The sequence below is a fragment of the Jiangella gansuensis DSM 44835 genome (assembly GCF_000515395.1).
GTDB classification, from domain to species: domain Bacteria; phylum Actinomycetota; class Actinomycetes; order Jiangellales; family Jiangellaceae; genus Jiangella; species Jiangella gansuensis.
Genome location: NZ_KI911782.1, coordinates 1,709,523 through 1,725,476, shown reverse-complemented (window position 1 = coordinate 1,725,476; position 15,954 = coordinate 1,709,523). Strand labels below are relative to the sequence as shown.

The 15,954-nt window shown below is 72.5% G+C and carries 19 protein-coding genes; 7 read left to right on the top strand and 12 right to left on the bottom strand.

Annotation, left to right across the window (positions count from 1 at the left end; genetic code table 11):
* Window positions 1–13: 13 nt before the first annotated feature.
* Complete coding sequence (locus JIAGA_RS0108465) at window positions 14–469, top strand: RrF2 family transcriptional regulator (protein ID WP_026875326.1); 456 nt, start codon at window positions 14–16, stop codon at window positions 467–469.
* Between the two features lie 70 nt (window positions 470–539).
* On the opposite strand, the gene JIAGA_RS0108460 is transcribed toward JIAGA_RS0108465, so the two are convergent.
* Entirely contained in the window at window positions 540–1,559 is a 1,020-nt protein-coding gene (locus tag JIAGA_RS0108460) for a hypothetical protein (RefSeq protein WP_035812272.1), read from the bottom strand.
* A gap of 95 nt (window positions 1,560–1,654) precedes the next feature.
* On the opposite strand from JIAGA_RS0108460, the gene JIAGA_RS28425 reads away from it, so the two are divergent.
* Window positions 1,655–2,290 carry a TetR/AcrR family transcriptional regulator gene (locus tag JIAGA_RS28425; RefSeq protein ID WP_169738835.1) on the top strand — a complete coding sequence of 212 codons (636 nt, stop codon included), beginning with the start codon at window positions 1,655–1,657 and terminating at the stop codon, window positions 2,288–2,290.
* On the opposite strand, the gene JIAGA_RS0108450 is transcribed toward JIAGA_RS28425, so the two are convergent.
* The 6 genes from JIAGA_RS0108450 to mce form a co-directional block, all read right to left on the bottom strand.
* Window positions 2,258–2,764: a MarR family winged helix-turn-helix transcriptional regulator gene (locus JIAGA_RS0108450; protein ID WP_026875324.1), complete on the bottom strand. Its 507-nt coding sequence runs from the start codon at window positions 2,762–2,764 to the stop codon at window positions 2,258–2,260. The two genes, JIAGA_RS28425 and JIAGA_RS0108450, sit on opposite strands and share 33 nt — an antisense overlap.
* 11 nt (window positions 2,765–2,775) lie before the next feature.
* Window positions 2,776–3,474, bottom strand: coding sequence for a PH domain-containing protein (locus JIAGA_RS32940; protein ID WP_051425870.1), 699 nt, complete (start codon window positions 3,472–3,474; stop codon window positions 2,776–2,778).
* 12 nt (window positions 3,475–3,486) lie between these two features.
* Window positions 3,487–3,639, bottom strand: a complete 153-nt coding sequence (locus JIAGA_RS34430) for a hypothetical protein (RefSeq protein WP_157552891.1) — start codon at window positions 3,637–3,639, stop codon at window positions 3,487–3,489.
* Between the two features lie 103 nt (window positions 3,640–3,742).
* Window positions 3,743–4,690, bottom strand: coding sequence for a methylmalonyl Co-A mutase-associated GTPase MeaB (gene meaB, locus JIAGA_RS0108435; protein WP_026875323.1), 948 nt, complete (start codon window positions 4,688–4,690; stop codon window positions 3,743–3,745).
* The gene (locus JIAGA_RS0108430; RefSeq protein WP_026875322.1) at window positions 4,687–5,862 is read right to left on the bottom strand and encodes an acetyl-CoA C-acetyltransferase; all 1,176 of its coding nucleotides are present in this window, start codon (window positions 5,860–5,862) and stop codon (window positions 4,687–4,689) included. Before JIAGA_RS0108430 ends, meaB begins: the two co-directional genes overlap by 4 nt.
* A gap of 117 nt (window positions 5,863–5,979) precedes the next feature.
* Window positions 5,980–6,399 carry a methylmalonyl-CoA epimerase gene (gene mce, locus JIAGA_RS0108425; protein WP_035812271.1) on the bottom strand — a complete coding sequence of 140 codons (420 nt, stop codon included), beginning with the start codon at window positions 6,397–6,399 and terminating at the stop codon, window positions 5,980–5,982.
* A gap of 355 nt (window positions 6,400–6,754) precedes the next feature.
* Here mce and JIAGA_RS28415 point away from each other — a divergent pair, with 355 nt between their 5' ends.
* Window positions 6,755–8,023: a coiled-coil domain-containing protein gene (locus JIAGA_RS28415; protein WP_051425869.1), complete on the top strand. Its 1,269-nt coding sequence runs from the start codon at window positions 6,755–6,757 to the stop codon at window positions 8,021–8,023.
* A gap of 88 nt (window positions 8,024–8,111) precedes the next feature.
* On the opposite strand, the gene JIAGA_RS28410 is transcribed toward JIAGA_RS28415, so the two are convergent.
* From JIAGA_RS28410 to JIAGA_RS0108395, 5 genes are read right to left on the bottom strand one after another with little or no spacing between them, the layout of a single operon-like run.
* The gene (locus JIAGA_RS28410) at window positions 8,112–8,450 is read right to left on the bottom strand and encodes a RidA family protein (protein ID WP_051425868.1); all 339 of its coding nucleotides are present in this window, start codon (window positions 8,448–8,450) and stop codon (window positions 8,112–8,114) included.
* 34 nt (window positions 8,451–8,484) lie between these two features.
* Complete coding sequence (locus tag JIAGA_RS28405; RefSeq protein WP_211239575.1) at window positions 8,485–9,252, bottom strand: alpha/beta fold hydrolase; 768 nt, start codon at window positions 9,250–9,252, stop codon at window positions 8,485–8,487.
* Between the two features lie 41 nt (window positions 9,253–9,293).
* Entirely contained in the window at window positions 9,294–9,530 is a 237-nt protein-coding gene (locus JIAGA_RS0108405) for a hypothetical protein (protein ID WP_026875320.1), read from the bottom strand.
* Between the two features lie 12 nt (window positions 9,531–9,542).
* Window positions 9,543–9,737 (bottom strand): hypothetical protein, encoded by a 195-nt coding sequence (locus JIAGA_RS0108400; protein ID WP_026875319.1) that lies wholly within the window; start codon window positions 9,735–9,737, stop codon window positions 9,543–9,545.
* A 50-nt stretch (window positions 9,738–9,787) separates the two neighbouring features.
* On the bottom strand, window positions 9,788–11,341 hold the full coding sequence (locus tag JIAGA_RS0108395; protein WP_026875318.1) for a 3-hydroxyacyl-CoA dehydrogenase family protein: 1,554 nt from the start codon (window positions 11,339–11,341) through the stop codon (window positions 9,788–9,790).
* A gap of 57 nt (window positions 11,342–11,398) precedes the next feature.
* Between JIAGA_RS0108395 and JIAGA_RS0108390 the strand changes: the two genes are divergently transcribed.
* Genes JIAGA_RS0108390 through JIAGA_RS0108375 form a run of 4 tightly spaced genes read left to right on the top strand, consistent with a single transcriptional unit; the run spans window position 11,399 to window position 15,865 of the window.
* Window positions 11,399–12,235, top strand: coding sequence for an ABC transporter ATP-binding protein (locus JIAGA_RS0108390; RefSeq protein WP_026875317.1), 837 nt, complete (start codon window positions 11,399–11,401; stop codon window positions 12,233–12,235).
* A 10-nt stretch (window positions 12,236–12,245) separates the two neighbouring features.
* Window positions 12,246–13,250, top strand: a complete 1,005-nt coding sequence (locus JIAGA_RS0108385) for an ABC transporter substrate-binding protein (protein WP_026875316.1) — start codon at window positions 12,246–12,248, stop codon at window positions 13,248–13,250.
* Between the two features lie 13 nt (window positions 13,251–13,263).
* The gene (locus JIAGA_RS28400; protein WP_084469559.1) at window positions 13,264–15,462 is read left to right on the top strand and encodes an iron ABC transporter permease; all 2,199 of its coding nucleotides are present in this window, start codon (window positions 13,264–13,266) and stop codon (window positions 15,460–15,462) included.
* Window positions 15,425–15,865 (top strand): nitroreductase family deazaflavin-dependent oxidoreductase, encoded by a 441-nt coding sequence (locus JIAGA_RS0108375; RefSeq protein ID WP_026875315.1) that lies wholly within the window; start codon window positions 15,425–15,427, stop codon window positions 15,863–15,865. Before JIAGA_RS28400 ends, JIAGA_RS0108375 begins: the two co-directional genes overlap by 38 nt.
* Window positions 15,866–15,954 lie beyond the last annotated feature (89 nt).

The following is a 15,954-nucleotide window of genomic DNA, read 5'->3' as shown; positions in this document are numbered from 1 at the left end:
GCAGGATCGGGTCGTGCACATCACAGCTCGCGCCGACTACGCCGTCCGGGCCGTGGTCCAGCTCGCTTCGCTCCAGCCGGCCTCGGCCACCCGGCAGCAGCTCGCCGAGGCCCAGGAGATCCCGGGGAAGTTCCTCGAAACCATCCTGGGCGACCTGCGACGCGCCGGCATGCTCGACGCCCAGCGCGGCGCCACCGGCGGCTACCGCCTCACCAAGTCACCGGCCGAGATCACTCTGGCCGACATCGTCCGGGCCACCGAAGGCCCGCTGGCCGCGGTTCGCGGCATGCCACCGGAGGACACCGTCTATCCAGGCCCGGCGGCGCCGCTCACCCGCGTGTGGGTCGCGGTCCGGGCCAGCTTGCGCGACGTGCTCGAGGCCACAACCGTCGCCGACGTCATGGCCGACCGCCTGCCCGACCACGTCACCGCCCTGCAGGCACGCCCGGACTCCTGGGCGCGCCGCTGACCAGACCCCTCTCATGATCATCGGCGATCCACCCCGTCATGGCGGGGTGGATCGCCGATGATCATGGGGGTCAGCGTCCGGCGCCCACCGCCGGCTCATCCGCGTCCCGCACCGCGTCGGAGGCGCCGCCCTCGGCGGAACGGCGGGCTGCCACCCGAGTGCCCAGAGCCGCGAGCAGCAGGCCGAACGCCAGCCAGCTCACGAGGACCAGCAGCGGACGGCCGGCCGCCGCGCCGTCGAAGTAGGCGGTCGACCGCAGGAGGCTGCCGCCGGCGCCGGGCGGCAGGAGCTGTCCGAACGCGCCCCAGCCCGACGGCAGCATCTCCGGCGCCGAGGTCACCCCGGACAGCGGGTTGCCCACGATGAGCATGACCAGCGCACTCAGGCCGATGCCGGCCTCGCCGACCAGGGAGTGCACTCCGACGACGGTGAGCGCCACGGCCGCAACCGTGAGCGTGAACACGCCCGCGTTGGCCCACCAGTTCCCCTCCAGGATGCCGAGCCAGCTCTGCATCACCAGCATCGCGACGGCGCCGCCACCGGCCGCCGCCAGGGCCGCACCGGCCACCCGCCGCCAGACGCCGGCGACGGTGAACACCATGGCCACGCCGATGGCCAGCCCGCCCATGACCATCGGGAGCGCACCGGAGTTGAACCCGATGCCGCGGGGGTCGCCGTCCGGCAGCGGCGCCACGTCGTCCACGGCCACCGCGGGCGCCGCTTCGGCACCCCCGGCCTGCGCGGACAGCTCGGCAGCCAGCCCCTGCAGCAACTGCGCCACGGCCGGCCCGGCCGCCGACGCGGTCAGCACCCGCGGCGGCCCGGCCGGATCGAGGACGACGGCTCCGTAGACGTCGCGGTCCTCGATGGCCGCCCGGGCCGCGTCGGCGTCGGCCAGCTGCGACACGTCGAAGGCGTCCGGCATGGCTTCCGCGAGTTGTTCCTCGACCTGGGCGACGGCTTCCGGCGGCCCGGCGACGGCGATCGGCACGTCACGTGGAGCCACCTCCGAACTCGGCCAGACGAATGCCGTGACCAGGACGCCGATGACGACCGACAGGCCCAGCGCGATGCCGATGACCCTGCGCATGATGTTTCCTCCGTCGCAAAACGAACAACCGTTCTCTTATGGTTGCCGCCGCGTCCCGTTCTGTCAAGAACGGGCGTTCGTTTTACAATTCCCCTATGCCCCGTGTGTCCGATGCCCATCTGGCGGCCCGCCGCCAGCAGATCCTCGAAGCGGCCTGGCGCTGCTTCTCCCAGCAAGGCTTCCACGCCACGTCCATGCAGGACGTGTTCGCCGAGTCAGGGTTGTCGGCCGGGGCGGTGTACCGGTACTTCCCCAGCAAGGCCGACCTGGTGCGCACCACGGCGGAGGGCATCGCGGGCATCGCCGACGACGTCTTCCAGCAACTGCTCGAGGCCGACCCACCCCCCCGGCCCGATCAGGCACTGCGCAGCGCTCTCGGACACATCGTCGGCATGGCCGCCCAAGGGGCGACCGACCGCACCAAGGTCGCCCTGCACGTGTGGTCGGAGGCCCTGCGCAATCCGGAGATCAACCAGATCGTCACCGTGATCGCCGACCGGCTGATCGCCCGGTGGGTCCAGCTGGCCGAGCGCTGGCGCGACGTGGGCTATGTCCCGGCCGACGCCGACCCGCACAAGATCGCCCGCGCCCTGTACGGCCTCATGGTCGGCTTCGTGGCGCAGCACCATCTCTTCGGTGTCGAGGTCGCCGACTACGCCGACGGCTTCAGCGCGCTGACCGCGCCCGCCACGCCGGCGTCAGTCGCGGAAGTCGCCGGCGGCCACCCGTAGCCCGCGCAACAGGTCGAACACCAGCTTGCGTTCGTCCTCGCCGAGGGCGCGTAGCCCGAACTCGGCCTCCATCAGCTCCGTCGTCACCCGGTCGACGGCGTCGCGGCCGGACTGGGTGATGCGGGCGAGCGTGCCCCGGCCGTCGCGGGGGTTGGGCTCGCGGGTGACGAAGCCCGCCGTCTCCAGCCGCTGGATGGTGTTGGTGACGCTGGTGGGATGCACCATCAGCCGCTCGCCGATCTTCGCCATCGGCAGCGCACCGGTGCGGCTGAAGCTGAGCAGGACGAGCGCCTCGTATCGGGCGAAGGTGAGGCCGTAGGGCCGGCAGATGCGGTCGAACTCGCCGATCAGCAACTGCTGCACGCGCATGATCGAGGTGGCCGCGGCCATCGCGCCGGAAGGGCCGAAGCGATCCCGCCAGATCGACGCGGCACGGTCGATCGGGTCGAAGTCCAGGTCCAATGGCTCCGCCATGAAGAACGACCCTAGTGGACGCCCTGCCGCCGGCGAGCCGTGACCGGGCCCGGAGTGCGCGGGTGGTCCGGCCGGCGTGGGTTGGGCTTCTTCGGCTCCTCGGCCGCCGGCGCCGACGCACCCGTGGCCTCACGGCGCAGGGCATGGATGACCCGGGCCACGTCGGCCGGCCGCGGGATGTAGTGGATCTCGCGGAGGCCCTGCTCCTGGGCGGCGTTCTCCAGCACCATGTGCCCGGAGAAGAACGGTCGCAGCCACCACGGCCGCTCAACGGTGATGTCGAGCAGCCGGACGATCTCCATCTCCGCCTCGTTGAGGGTGAAGAGCCCCCACACCCGGAACACCCGGGAGTCGGTGACGACGAACCGGTCACGGGCAACGTACAGCGATTTGATCAGCGCGTACCCGAGCAGCCCCGCCGCGGCGGCCAACGGAAGCCAGGCCAGCCGCGCCTGGATGAACGGCGTGGCCACCAGCAGGGCGAAACCGCCCAGCGCGGCCAGCGCCGGCAGCGCGTACAGGATCATGCTGTGCTTGCACTCGGCGACGATCTCCTCGCCGGCCACCAGCTTCCGCTTGACCAGGCGATGCCCGAACCACGACGTGAAGTTGCGCCAGAACATCCGCAGCAGGCCGTCCTCGGCCACCCGGTCCAGCCAACGAACGAAACCGTCAGTGAGACCGTCGACCGTCCTGCGCGGGGTCCACATGGTGGCCGAGTGCTAGAACAGCTCGGTGAAGAAGGTCATGACGGCCTCGAAGAAGTCGGCGATGCCGCCACCGATCTCGCCGAGCAGATCGGCCAGACCCTCCGGCTCGGTGAGCACGAAGTAGACCAGAAACGCGATGCCCAGGATGATGAGCGCTTTCCTCACTGCATCATCCTTTCGTACCGGGACGCGCGTACGGGTCCGCCGCGCGCGGTGCTTGAAGACTTTGTACCCCAGATCGGGCCGTGATCCATAACGCCACGCCGGATCACGACAACGCGGCGACGATCTTCTCGGCGGCCGTGTAGGGATCCTGCTCGCCGGCGACGACACTGGCGGCCAGCTCGTCCAGCCGGGCGTCGCCGTGCAGCCCGGCGAACCGGCGCCGCAGCCCGGTGAGGGCGATGGCCTCGATCTCGTCGCGGGCCCGGCGGACCCGGCGCTGCTCGGCCGCACCGCTCTGCGTCGACCAGGCGCGGTGCTTCTCGATGGCGTCGACGACCTCCTCGAGGCCCTCGCCGCGGGAGGCGACGGTGGGGATGATCGGCTGTCGCCAGGCGCCAGGCGGGTGCTCGGTCATCCGCACCATGCTGCGGAGGTCGCGGACCACCTGGTCGGCGCCCTCGCGGTCGGCCTTGTTGACGACGAAGACGTCACCCACCTCGAGGATGCCGGCCTTGGCCGCCTGCACGCCGTCGCCGAGGCCCGGGGCGAGCAGCACGACGGTGGTGTCGGCCAGCGCGGCGACGTCGACCTCGGACTGGCCGACGCCGACGGTCTCGACCAGCACGACGTCGCAGCCGGCGGCGGCGAGCACCCGGACCGCCTGCGGGGTGGCCCAGGACAGCCCGCCGAGATGACCGCGGGTGGCCATGGACCGGATGAACACCCCGGCGTCGGTGGCGTGCTCCTGCATCCGGACCCGGTCGCCCAGCAACGCGCCGCCGGTGAAGGGCGACGACGGGTCGACGGCCAGCACGCCGACCCGGTCGCCCCGCGCCCGGAAGGCGCTGACCAGTGCCGAGGTGGTGGTGGACTTGCCGACGCCGGGCGCGCCGGTGATGCCGAGGACGAAGGACCCGCCGGCGTACGGGGTCAGCAGCGCCGCCACCTCGCGCAGCTCGTCCGCCCCGTTCTCGACCAAGGACACCAGCCGCGCCACCGCGCGCGGGTCGCCGTCCAGTGCCCGGGTGACGAGGTGGTCGACGGACGTCACGGCACTCGCAGCACGAGGGCGTCGCCCTGGCCGCCGCCACCGCACAGGGCCGCGGCACCCACACCGCCGCCGCGCCGGCCCAGCTCGAGGGCCAGGTGCAGCACCAGCCGCGCGCCGGACATGCCGATCGGGTGGCCGACGGCGATGGCGCCGCCGTTGACGTTGACGCGGCTCGGGTCGAGGCCAAGCTCGCGGGTGCTGGCGATGCCGACGGCCGCGAACGCCTCGTTGATCTCCACCAGGTCGAGGTCGCCGGGCTCGATGCCCTCCTTCGCGCAGGCGGCCCGGATGGCCGCCGCGGGCTGGCTCTGCAGCGTGGAGTCCGGCCCGGCGACGACGCCGTGTGCGCCGACGTGGGCGATCGGGATGACGCCGAGCTCGGCCGCCTTGGCTTCGCTCATGACGACCACCGCGCAGGCCCCGTCGGACAGCTGGGAGGCCGAGCCGGCGGTGATGGTGCCGTCGGGGCGGAAGCTGGGCTTGAGCCGGGCCAGCGACTCGGCAGTGGTGTCGGCGCGGATGCCTTCGTCATGGTCAACGGTGGCCGACGCGTCCGATTTGCCGCGTTGCGGCACCTCCACCGGCACGACCTCCTCCGTGAACAGGCCGTTCTTCCAGGCCGCGGCGGCCCGCTGGTGCGAGGCGGCGGAGAACTCGTCCTGCTCCTCGCGGGTGAGCGTGCGGTTGGCCGACTCGGTCAGCGCGCCCATGGCCTGGTCGGTGAAGATGTCGTACAGCCCGTCGTAGGACATGTGGTCCAGCAGGGTGACGTCGCCGAACTTGTGGCCGGCGCGCGAGCCCGGGAGCAGGTGCGGCGCGTTGGTCATGGACTCCATGCCGCCGGCGACGACGACGTCGAACTCGCCCGCGCGGACCAGCTGGGCCGCCAGCGCGATGGCGTCGATGCCGGACAGACACACCTTGTTCACCGTCAGCGCCGGGACGGTCATCGGGACGCCGGCCTTGACGGCGGCCTGCCTGGCCGGGATCTGCCCGCAGCCGGCCTGCAGCACCTGGCCCATGATCACGTAGTCGACCTGCTCCGGCGCCACGCCGGACCGGCCGAGCGCGGCGGAGATGGCGAAGCCGCCCAGGTCGGTGGCGGAAAAGCCGGACAGCGAGCCCAGCAGCTTTCCGATCGGGGTGCGCGCCCCACCGGCGATGACGGCCATGCGTCCTCCTCGACGTGTCCCTGCACCCAACGGTAACCCGGCCGTCACCCACCCCCGTGATCGACAGGACGCTGCTGTCCCCAAAGGGGTACCAGAGCTTTGTCGATCACACGGCGCTCAGGCCGGTTGGACCAGCTCGACCAGCACGCCCCCGGCGTCCTTGGGGTGCACGAAGTTGACCAGCGAACCACCGGTCCCCCGGCGCGCGGTGTCGTAGAGCAGCCGCAGGCCCCGGGCCCGCAGCGTCGCGGCCGCCGCCTCGACGTCGTCGACCCGATAGGCCAGCTGCTGGATGCCCGGGCCACGGGTGTCGAGGAATCGTGCGATCGGCGAGTCCGGCCGCAGGGGGGCGAGCAACTGCAGCCTGGGCCCGTCGTCGCCGTCGGAGACGCGCAGCATCGCCTCGCGGACGCCCTGGTCCTCGTTGGTCTCCTCGTGCTCCAGCTCCATGCCGAAGTGCTCGCGGTACCAGGCGACGGCGGTGTCGAGATCCCCGACGGCGACGCCGACGTGGTCGATCGTCGTGAACACGGCCATGCCCAGAAGATTACGCGGACGAGTCCGGAGCAAGAGATATCGGCGGATGTGTCCCAACCGGTGGTGAGTTCGCACTCGGGCAACTAACGTGAAGACCTTGGAGGCCAGATGTTGATCTCCTGAGGACGTGACAGGCGGACCCCGAACCAACCGAGCCCCATCAAGCCACCAGCCCGCGGTGTGCGGACGTCCACCGCCATCGGCTGTCGCGCGGAACCGGAGTACTCTGCGTTCCACGCGAGGGGCTCGGCGTCCGTGACGGGGAAGACCCGGGCATAGCGCCTCGACGGAAATCGACTGAACCGAGAGACGTGTGCCGACACCACCGGTGGTCGCACCCCCGATGAGGGAGAAAATGAGCGAGGTAAGAGAAGTAGCGGTCAGGGAGACGGGCACGGACGGCCTGTCGATCTTCGACGGCTCGCCGACGGGCGGGTTCACCATCGCGATGCGTGGCTACGACCGGGTCCAGGTCGAGCAGCACGTGCGGCAACTCGAGGCGACGCTGGCGCAGACGCGCAGCCGCGCCAACGAGCTGGACAAGCAGGTCGTCCGGCTCCGTCAGGAGCTCGCCCAGGCCAGTACCGAGCTCCGCGAGGTCGAGCGTCCGTCGTACTCCGGGCTGGGCGCCCGCATCGAGCAGCTGCTCCGGCTGGCCGAGGAGCAGGCGAGCGAGCTGATCGCCCAGGCCGACGCCGAGGCCAGCGAGACCCGCGCCGAGGCCCAGGTGCTCGCCACCGAGCTGCGTACCGCCGCCGAGAACGAGGCGAGCGAGCTGCAGGCCAACGCCAAGCGCAGCGCCGACGAACTCATCGACGAGGCCCGGATCGAGGCCGAAGAGGTCCGCTCCGCGGCCAACCGCGAGGCATCCAACCTGGTCGAGACCGCCAAGCGCGAGGCGGCCAAGGTCCGCTCCTCGATCGACCACGAGACCAGCGAGCGGCGGGCCCAGGCCGAGCGCGAGCTGAGCCGTATGCGCGCGGTTGCCGAGCGCGAGGTCACCGAGATGCGCGCCACCGCCAAGCGCGAGGTCGACGACCAGCGGACCACCGCCAAGCGCGAGGCCGAGGCCATGCGGGCCAAGGCGCAGGCCATCCTCGACGAGGCGCAGCTCAAGGCCGAGAAGGAGAACACCGAGCACGAACTGCTCCTGGTCTCCAAGCGCGAAGAGCTCGAGCGTGAGATCAACGAGCGCTACGAGGCCTCCGTCGCCGAGACCCAGAAGCTGGTCAACGACGCCGAGAACCGCGCCAACGACGCCGAGTCCCGCGCCGCGGCCGCCCACGAGCGGGCCGAGAAGGTCCGGCGGGAGGCCGACGAGCAGGCGAAGGCCCTGGTGGCCGGTGCCAAGCGCAACGCCGAGCAGCTGGTGGCCGAGGCCAAGGCGCACGCGGAGTCCATGGTCGCCGACGCCAAGGGTGAGGCGTCCTCCACGCTCACCGCGGCCAAGCGCGAGGTGGCCGAGCTCAACCGGCAGCGCGACAGCATCACCGCGCACCTCAGCCAGCTGCGCAGCCTGCTGGGCGGCGTGGCGCCAACGGACCCGGCACCCGCGGTCGAGTCCGGCAAGTCCGACGACGTCGTCGACGCCGAGCTGGTCGACGACCCCTCGCAGGACAAGTAGTCAGAACCGCACTGCACGAGGGGTGGGCGCCGGCTCGGTGCCCACCCTCGTTCGTGTACGGGCCCCGCGAGCGCGATTTCTGGAAGGGCTAGCCGGCGACGCGGACCAGTGCCTCCACCTCGACCGGGCTGCCGGTGGGCAGTTCGGCGACGCCGATCGCGCTGCGCGAGTGTTGCCCGATCTCGTCGCCGAAGACGTGTTTGAGGTAGGCCGAGGCGGGGTCGGCCACCAGGTGCTGCTCGATGAAACCGGGCGCACTGGCCACGAACACGGTGATCTTCACGACAGCGGTCACCGCCTCCGGGCTGCCCAGCTCGGCCCGGATGGCCTCGACCACGTTGGCCGTGCACCGCCACGCGCAGGCGCGGGTGGGCGGTGCGGGCGGCGGGCTGGCCGGTGCAGACGCGTGCCGGTCGTCGCTGGTCACGCGAACTCCTCGGGTTCGGGGCGGGTTCGAGCGGTCAGGTACGGCCCAGATCCTCCCAGGCGCTCGTGATCGCTCGAAGGGCGGTGGCCACCGGTTCCGGGTTCTCCACCGCGCTCAGGTGCCCGGCCGCCGGGATCACGTGCACCGGCGCGGCCGGCTGGAACGCCCGTGCCATCGCGGTCGCGTCGTCCTGGTCGGTGAGGGTGTCCTCGGAACCGACGACGACGGCACCCCGCACGCCCGCGGCGCTGGCCGCGCGCAGGGTGTCGAACGACGCCGGCCGCGCGGCCATCGCGCGCTGCGCCCAGGCGACGCCGGCCGGCCGGGCGGCATCGAGCCACCCCGTCACGCGCGCCACCACGTCGGGCCGTTCCCGCCGCGTCGTGTCGCCGAGCAGTGTGTCGAGCATCGGCCGCAGCGCCCGGGTGCCGTGCTCCAGGACGGCCGCGGCGATGCGTTCGCGGTTCGCCCGCGCTTCGCCGGAGTCGGCGCTGGCCTTGGTGTCCATGAGGATCACCCCGGCCACCCGGTCCGGATGCCGGCGCAGCATCGCCATCGTCACGTACCCGCCCAGCGACAGTCCGGCGACGACGGCCCGCTCGACCTCCGCGCGGTCCAGCGCCGCGGCGACGTCGTCGGCGTACCTGTCGACGTCCGGTTCGTCGTTGCCCGGATCCGGTGCCGCGCCGAAGCCGCGCAGGTCCGGGCGGATCACCTGCAGCCCTGGCAGCCGGTCCACCACGCCGTCGAACAGCTCCGAGGTGATCGGGAACGCGTGCAGCAGTACCAACGGAAGAGTCACGATGCGACCCTAACCGGGGCACGGGCGGCGTCCGGGCGTCGTCAGCGGCGGGCGCGGCGGCTCCGGGCGTTCCAGCAGCCGGTGTGCCAGTGCCGCCGCTCGTCGATGCCGTCGCCGGTGAAGGACGTGCTGATCACCGGCCAGGCCACGACGTGTGGCGTGGCCGGGCGGATCAGCTGGTCGCAGCCCGGGCAGCGGTACGCCTTGGTGGACGAGCTGCCGGTGATGCGACGGACCACCCAGTCGCCGTCCGGGCCGGTCTCGATGCTTTCGTGCACACCACCATGGTGTCAGCAGGTGGCCAGCATCTCCTCCAGTGCGGTCTTCTCCGCCGACGTGACGGTGAGGTCCCAGTCGGATTTCACGTCGGTGCAGTGCCGGGCGTGGTAGCACCACCAGTTCTGGTTCTCGGGCCGCCACTCCGACGGGTCGCTGTCGCCCTTCGAGCTGCTGCGCGGACACCCGTAGGCGTTCTCCCGCTGCACGGGGCAAGCATGCATGGTGGGGCGGGAGCACCCACGCCCCACGTGATCATTTACAGGTCGCGGAAGGTGAGGCCGGCGGTGACGAGGTGCTCCAGGAGCGGTGGCGGGGCCAGCCCGGGTTCGCGCACCTCGCCGTGCATCCGGCGCAGGGTCTCCAGCACCACGCCCGGGCCGATCGCGTCGAGCAGCTCGAACGGTCCCGCGGGCAGCCGGCAGCCCAGCCGCATCGCGGTGTCGACGTCGGCGACGCGGGCGTAGTTCGTCTCGACCATGCGCACCGCGTCACCCAGGTACGGGAACAGCAGCGCGTCGACGAGGAACCCGGCCCGGTCCGCGCACGTGACGGGGATGAGGCCGGCGGCGCGGCACACGGCGGCGACGGTGGCGACGGCGTCCGGTGCGGCCACCGCGGAGCGGACCACTTCGGCGACGCCGGCCCCCGGCGCATACCCGGCCAGGTGCAGTCCGACGACGTCGGCCGCACGGGAGGTCGCGGCGGCGGAGGCCACGACGGGACCGGTCCCGGTGACCGCGACCACGGCGTCCGGCACCAGGCGCCCGTCCAGCCGGCCGAGCAGCGCCGGGTCGGCGGGCGCGACCACCAGCTGCGCCGCGGCGGCACCGTCCTCGTCGGACACCACGTCCAGGCCGGCCGCGGCCAGCGGCTCGCCGAGCGAGTCGGCCAGCGCCGGGTCGAGCACGGCCACCCGCCCGACGTCTCGCCCGGCCGGCGGCTGCGCGGCGGCGGCCTCGGCGCCGTAGAAGCCGCGACCGGTCTTGCGGCCCAGCATGCCCAGCGCGACCAGCTGGCCGAGCACCGGCGCCGGGGCGTGCAGGCGGTCGCCGCCCTGCCGGTACATGGTCTCGAGGATCTCCTGGGCGGTGTCGAGGCCGATCAGGTCGAGCAGCGCCAGCGGGCCCATGGGGTAACCGCAGCCGGCGGTCATCGCGGCGTCGATGTCCTCGCGGGTGGCGTGCCCGGTCTCGACCATGACGGCGGCGCGGTTGAGGTAGCCGAACAGCAGCGCGTTGGTGACGAAGCCGGCGCGGTCGCCGCACGCGACCGGCGTCTTGCCCAGCCGGCGGGCCAGCTCCGTGGCGGCGGCGACGACATCCGGCGCCGTCACCACGGTACGGACCACCTCGACCAGTTCCTGGACCGGCGCGGGGTTGAAGAAGTGCAGGCCTACGACGCGCTCCGGCCGCGACACCGCGGCGCTGATGGACGTGACCGACAGCGACGACGTGTTGGTGGCCAGGACGGTGCCGGGCCCGACGACGGCGTCGAGCCGGCTGAACAGCTCGCGCTTGAGGTCGAGCCGCTCCGGGACGGCCTCGACCACCAGGTCGGCGCCGGCGAGGTCGTCCATCGAGGTGGTGAACGTGATCCGCCCGATCAGCGCGGCCTGGTCCTGCGGACTGAGCTTGCCTCGGCGCACCGCCCGGTCGGTGGACGAGCGCAGGTGTCCTTGGCCCGCGCTCAGCGCCGCGTCGTCACGTTCGACCCCGACGACGTCGAGGCCGGCGCGGGCGAAGACCTCCGCGATGCCTGCGCCCATGGTGCCCAGTCCGACGACTCCGACACGGGTGATCACACCAGCCATGCCCCGCATCCTAGGGCCGGCTTGCTTATTAGCTTAGGCAGTCCTTACATTATCGCCGTGACCGTTTCGCCGACTTTGCCGCCAGCGGGCCTGGCCGCCCGCGACGTCGACCTCGCCTATGGGCAGGACGTCGTGGTGCACGCCGCGTCGATCTCGCTGCGCGCCGGCACGGTGACCGCGCTCATCGGACCCAACGGCAGCGGGAAGTCCACCCTGCTGCGGGCACTGGCCCGGCTGCACCTGCCGACGGCCGGCGCCATCAGCTTCGCCGACGGTGCGGACGTCCTCACCCTCGAGGGTCGCGAGCTCGCCCGGCGCATCACCCTGCTGGCACAGAGCCGCACCACGCCGGGCGGGCTGTCCGTGCGCGAGCTGGTCGAGTTCGGCCGGCACCCGCACCGCGCCCGGTGGAGCGGCCGCGACCCGGAGGGGCCGGCCGCGATCGACCGCGCCATGCGGCTGACCGGTGTCGACACCCTTGCCGACCGGCCGGTGCAGGCGCTCTCCGGCGGTCAGGCGCAGCGCGTGTGGCTGGCCAGCTGCCTGGCACAGGACACCGGCCTCCTTCTGCTCGACGAGCCGACGACGTTCCTCGACCTGCGCTACCAGATCGAGATTCTCGACGTCGTCCGGGAGCTCGCCGACGACCACGGCATCGGCGTCGGGCTGGTGCTGCACGACCTCGACCAGGCGGCCGCCGTGGCCGATCGGGTCCTGTTGCTCGAAGCCGGCCGCGTCACCGCCGACGGCGCGCCCGCTGACGTCCTGACGCCCGAGCACCTCAGCCGGGCCTACGGGATCCGCGTCGACGTCCACGTCGACCCCCAGGACGGCCGGATCCACACCCGCGCCGTCGGCCGCCACAACGAGCGGCCCACCGCTACCACGAGATGACGAGGTCACCATGAGCACAAGGCGCGCATTCGCCGCGCTGTCGACGGCGTTCGTGCTGCTCGCCGCCGCCTGCGGAACCACCGAGGCCACCTCCGACGGCGACGAGACCACCGGAGCCGGCTCGACCGGTGACACCGGCGGCGGGCCCATCACCGTCACCGACGCCCGTGGCGTCGAGGTCACGCTCGACGAGCCGGCCGTCCGGGTCGCCGGCACCGAATGGAACGTCGTCGAGCACCTGGTCTCGCTGGGTGTCCAGCCGGTCGGCGTCTCCGACATCGCCGGCTACAACACCTGGGTCAGCAACGCGCCGCTGGACGACACCGCCACCGACATCGGGACCCGCGGCGAGCCCAGCCTCGACACGCTGGCCACCCTCGATCTCGATCTCGTCCTCGTCACCGACAGCCTGGTCGAGGGCGCCATCGAGCAGATCGAGCGGACCACCCCGGTGGTCGTCGTCCCGGGCGGTGACGTCGAGGACAACATAGGCCAGATGTGGGAGAACGTCGACCTCATCGCCGAGCTCACCGGCACCCAGGATGCGGCGGCCGAGTTGCGCGAACAGTTCGACGCCAAGCTGGAGGAGGGCCGGGCGGCCGTCGAGGAGGCCGGCGCCGCCGGCACCGAGGTCGCGTTCGCCGACGGCTGGGTGGACGCCGGGACGGTGAGCATCCGGCCGTTCGCCGAGGGTTCACTGGTCTCGGAGGTGTTCGCCGAGATCGGGCTGGAGAACCCGTGGCCGATGGAGGGCGACCCCGCCTACGGGCTGGCCCAGGCCGACGTCGAAGGCCTCACCGTGCTGGGCGACGACGTCCGCTTCTGGTACATCGCCAACGACGCCGAAGCGTACGGCGACCCGTTCGCGGAGAACCTGGCCGGCAACGCGATCTGGGAGTCGCTGCCGTTCGTCCAGGCCGGCAACGTGCACCGCTTCCCCGACTCGCTGTGGATGTTCGGCGGACCGACCTCGATGATGCAGTTCGTCGACGCCGCCGTCGACGCGCTCGGCTGACCCGCCCGCCGCCATGACCGCCACCACCGCGACGGCGCCGTCGTCCCCGGCTCCCCAGCCGGGTGCGCCGGCTCCGTCGGAACCGGCGCAGTCCGACCCTCCCGCCCGCTACGGCCGGCTGGCACTCGTGGTCACCGGTCTCACGGTGCTCGTCGGCGTGGCCGCGGTGGTGCATCTTACCCAGGGCACCGCCCCGGTCGGCGCCGGCGACGTGCTGCGGTGGGCGCTCGGGCGCGGCGACGACGACGCCAGCGCGGTGGTGCTGGCCTCGCGGCTGCCCCGGCTGCTCGCCGCCATCGTGGTCGGCGCCGCGCTGGGCGCCGCGGGCGCTGCCATGCAGTCGGTGTCGCGCAACCTGATGGCCTCCCCCGACACCCTCGCGGTCAATGCCGGTGCGCACCTGGCGCTGGTCACCGGCGCGACGGTCGGGGTCGCGCTGCCGCTGCTGGGCGCGGCCGGGGTGGCGTTCGCCGGCGGCCTCGGCGCCGCGGCCCTGGTGCTCGCGCTGTCCGGTGTCGGCGGGACCGGCGCGGTCCGGCTGGTGCTCGCCGGTTCCGCCATCGCACTGGCGTTCCAAGCGATGACCAGCACGCTGATCATCCTGTTCGCCGAGGAGACCCGGGGCCTGTTCGCCTGGGGCTCCGGCTCGCTGGGACAGAACGGTCTCGGCGGGGTGCGCACACTCGGCCTGCTCGCCGCCGTCACGTTCGCCGCATTGATGGTGCTGAGCCGCAAGCTCGACCTGGTCTACCTCGGCGACGACCACGCCCGCATGCTCGGTGTCAACGTACGGCGGGTCCGCGCCGGCGCCGTCGTGCTCGCGGTGATGCTGTCCGCGGCCGCCGTCACCCTCGCCGGGCCGATCGGCTTCGTGGGCCTGGCCGCCCCCGCGTTGGTGCGGCTGGCCACCTCCGCCGTCCCGGGCCTGCACAAGCACGCCGTCCTGCTCCCGGTGGCGGCGGGCACCGGCGTGTTCCTGCTGCTCGCCTCCGATGTCGTGCTGCGCGCGGTCATCGGTGCGCAGGGCGCGCTCGAGGTCCCCACCGGCGTGGTCACCACCATCTTCGGGGCGATCTTCCTGGTCGCGCTGGCCCGACGGATCCGGGTGTCCGACGCAGTCCGCGAACCTCCCGCCGCCGGAGTGCGCGGCGGGGTCACCCCGCGCCGCTACGCCGTCCTGCTGACCACATTGATCGTCGTGACGCTCGCCGCGACGGTGGGCGGGACCCTCCTCGGCGACACGCAGCTGCTGCTCGGTGACATCGCGAACTGGCTGTCCGGGCAGGCCGGGCCGATCGTCAGCAACGTCATGGACACCCGGCTCCCCCGGGTCGCCGCGGCGCTGCTCGCCGGCGCCTCGCTGGCGCTGGCCGGCGCCGTCATCCAGGCCGTCAGCCGCAACCCCCTGGCCGAGCCGGGCATCATCGGCGTGGCCGGCGGCGCGGGGCTCGGTGCCGTCCTCACCATCACGTTGGTGCCGCTCGCCGGATTCTGGGCGATGGCCGGTATGGCCGGCGTCGGGGCCGCGCTCGCCGCGGCGCTGGTGTTCGCACTGGCGGCGAAGGGCGGGTTCGCCAGCGACCGGCTGGTGCTCATCGGTGTCGCGGTGTCGGCAGGCACCCAGGCGCTGATCGTCGTCGTCATCACGCTCACCGACCCGTGGAACGAGGCCAAGGCGCTGACCTGGCTGGCCGGCTCCACCTACGGGCGGTCCTTCGAGCACTTGGTGCCGATGACGCTGGCGCTGCTGGCCGTCGTCCCGGTGCTGTTCTGGTTGCGGCACTCGCTGGACCTGGTCTCCGTCGACGACCACACGCCCCGGGTGCTCGGCGTCCACGTGCCGCGGACCCGCCTGGTGCTGCTGGCCTGCGCTGTCGTCCTGACCGGGGCGTCGGTCGCCGGCGTCGGCGTCATCGGCTTCGTCGGCCTGGTCGCCCCGCACGCCGCCCGCGCTCTGGTCGGGCGGCGGCACACCCGGGCCCTGCCCGTGGCGGCGCTGCTCGGCGCCACTCTGGTCTGTGCCGCCGACACCCTCGGCCGGACGGTGATCGCGCCGGCCCAGCTGCCGGCCGGCCTGGTCACCGCGATCGTCGGCGCGCCGTACTTCGTCTGGCTGCTCTACCGCAGCCGCGCGACGGGGAATAGCCCGCGCCGCAGGTGGGGTTGGCGTGGGCATGCCCCTCACCGGAGAGTACGAACCGAGCACGTCTGACTGGGCCCGCGACCAGGCCGAGAAGTACGAGGAGTCCGGCGGCATCACCGCCACCACTCTGCGCGGCAAGCCCGTCGTCATCCTGACCTCGGTCGGCGCCAGGACCGGCAAGCTGCGCAAGACGGCGCTCATGCGGGTGGAGCACGAGGGCGAGTACGCCGTCGTAGCCTCACTCGGTGGCGCGCCGAAGCACCCGGTCTGGTACCACAACCTCGTCGCCGACCCGCACGTCGAACTGCAGGACGGTCCGGAGAAGCACGACTACCTCGCCCGCGAGGTCCACGGCGAGGAGCGCGACCTGTGGTGGCAGCGGGCCGTCGAGCTCTGGCCCGACTACGCGGACTACCAGACAAAGACCAGCCGGGTGATCCCGGTCTTCGTGCTGACCCGCCTGGTCGACTGACCCCTCTCCGCCATGATCATCAACGGTTCGGCGGGTGATGCCGCGCCTAATCGTTGATGATCATGGGCGTTTGCGGTCACGGCTGCCGG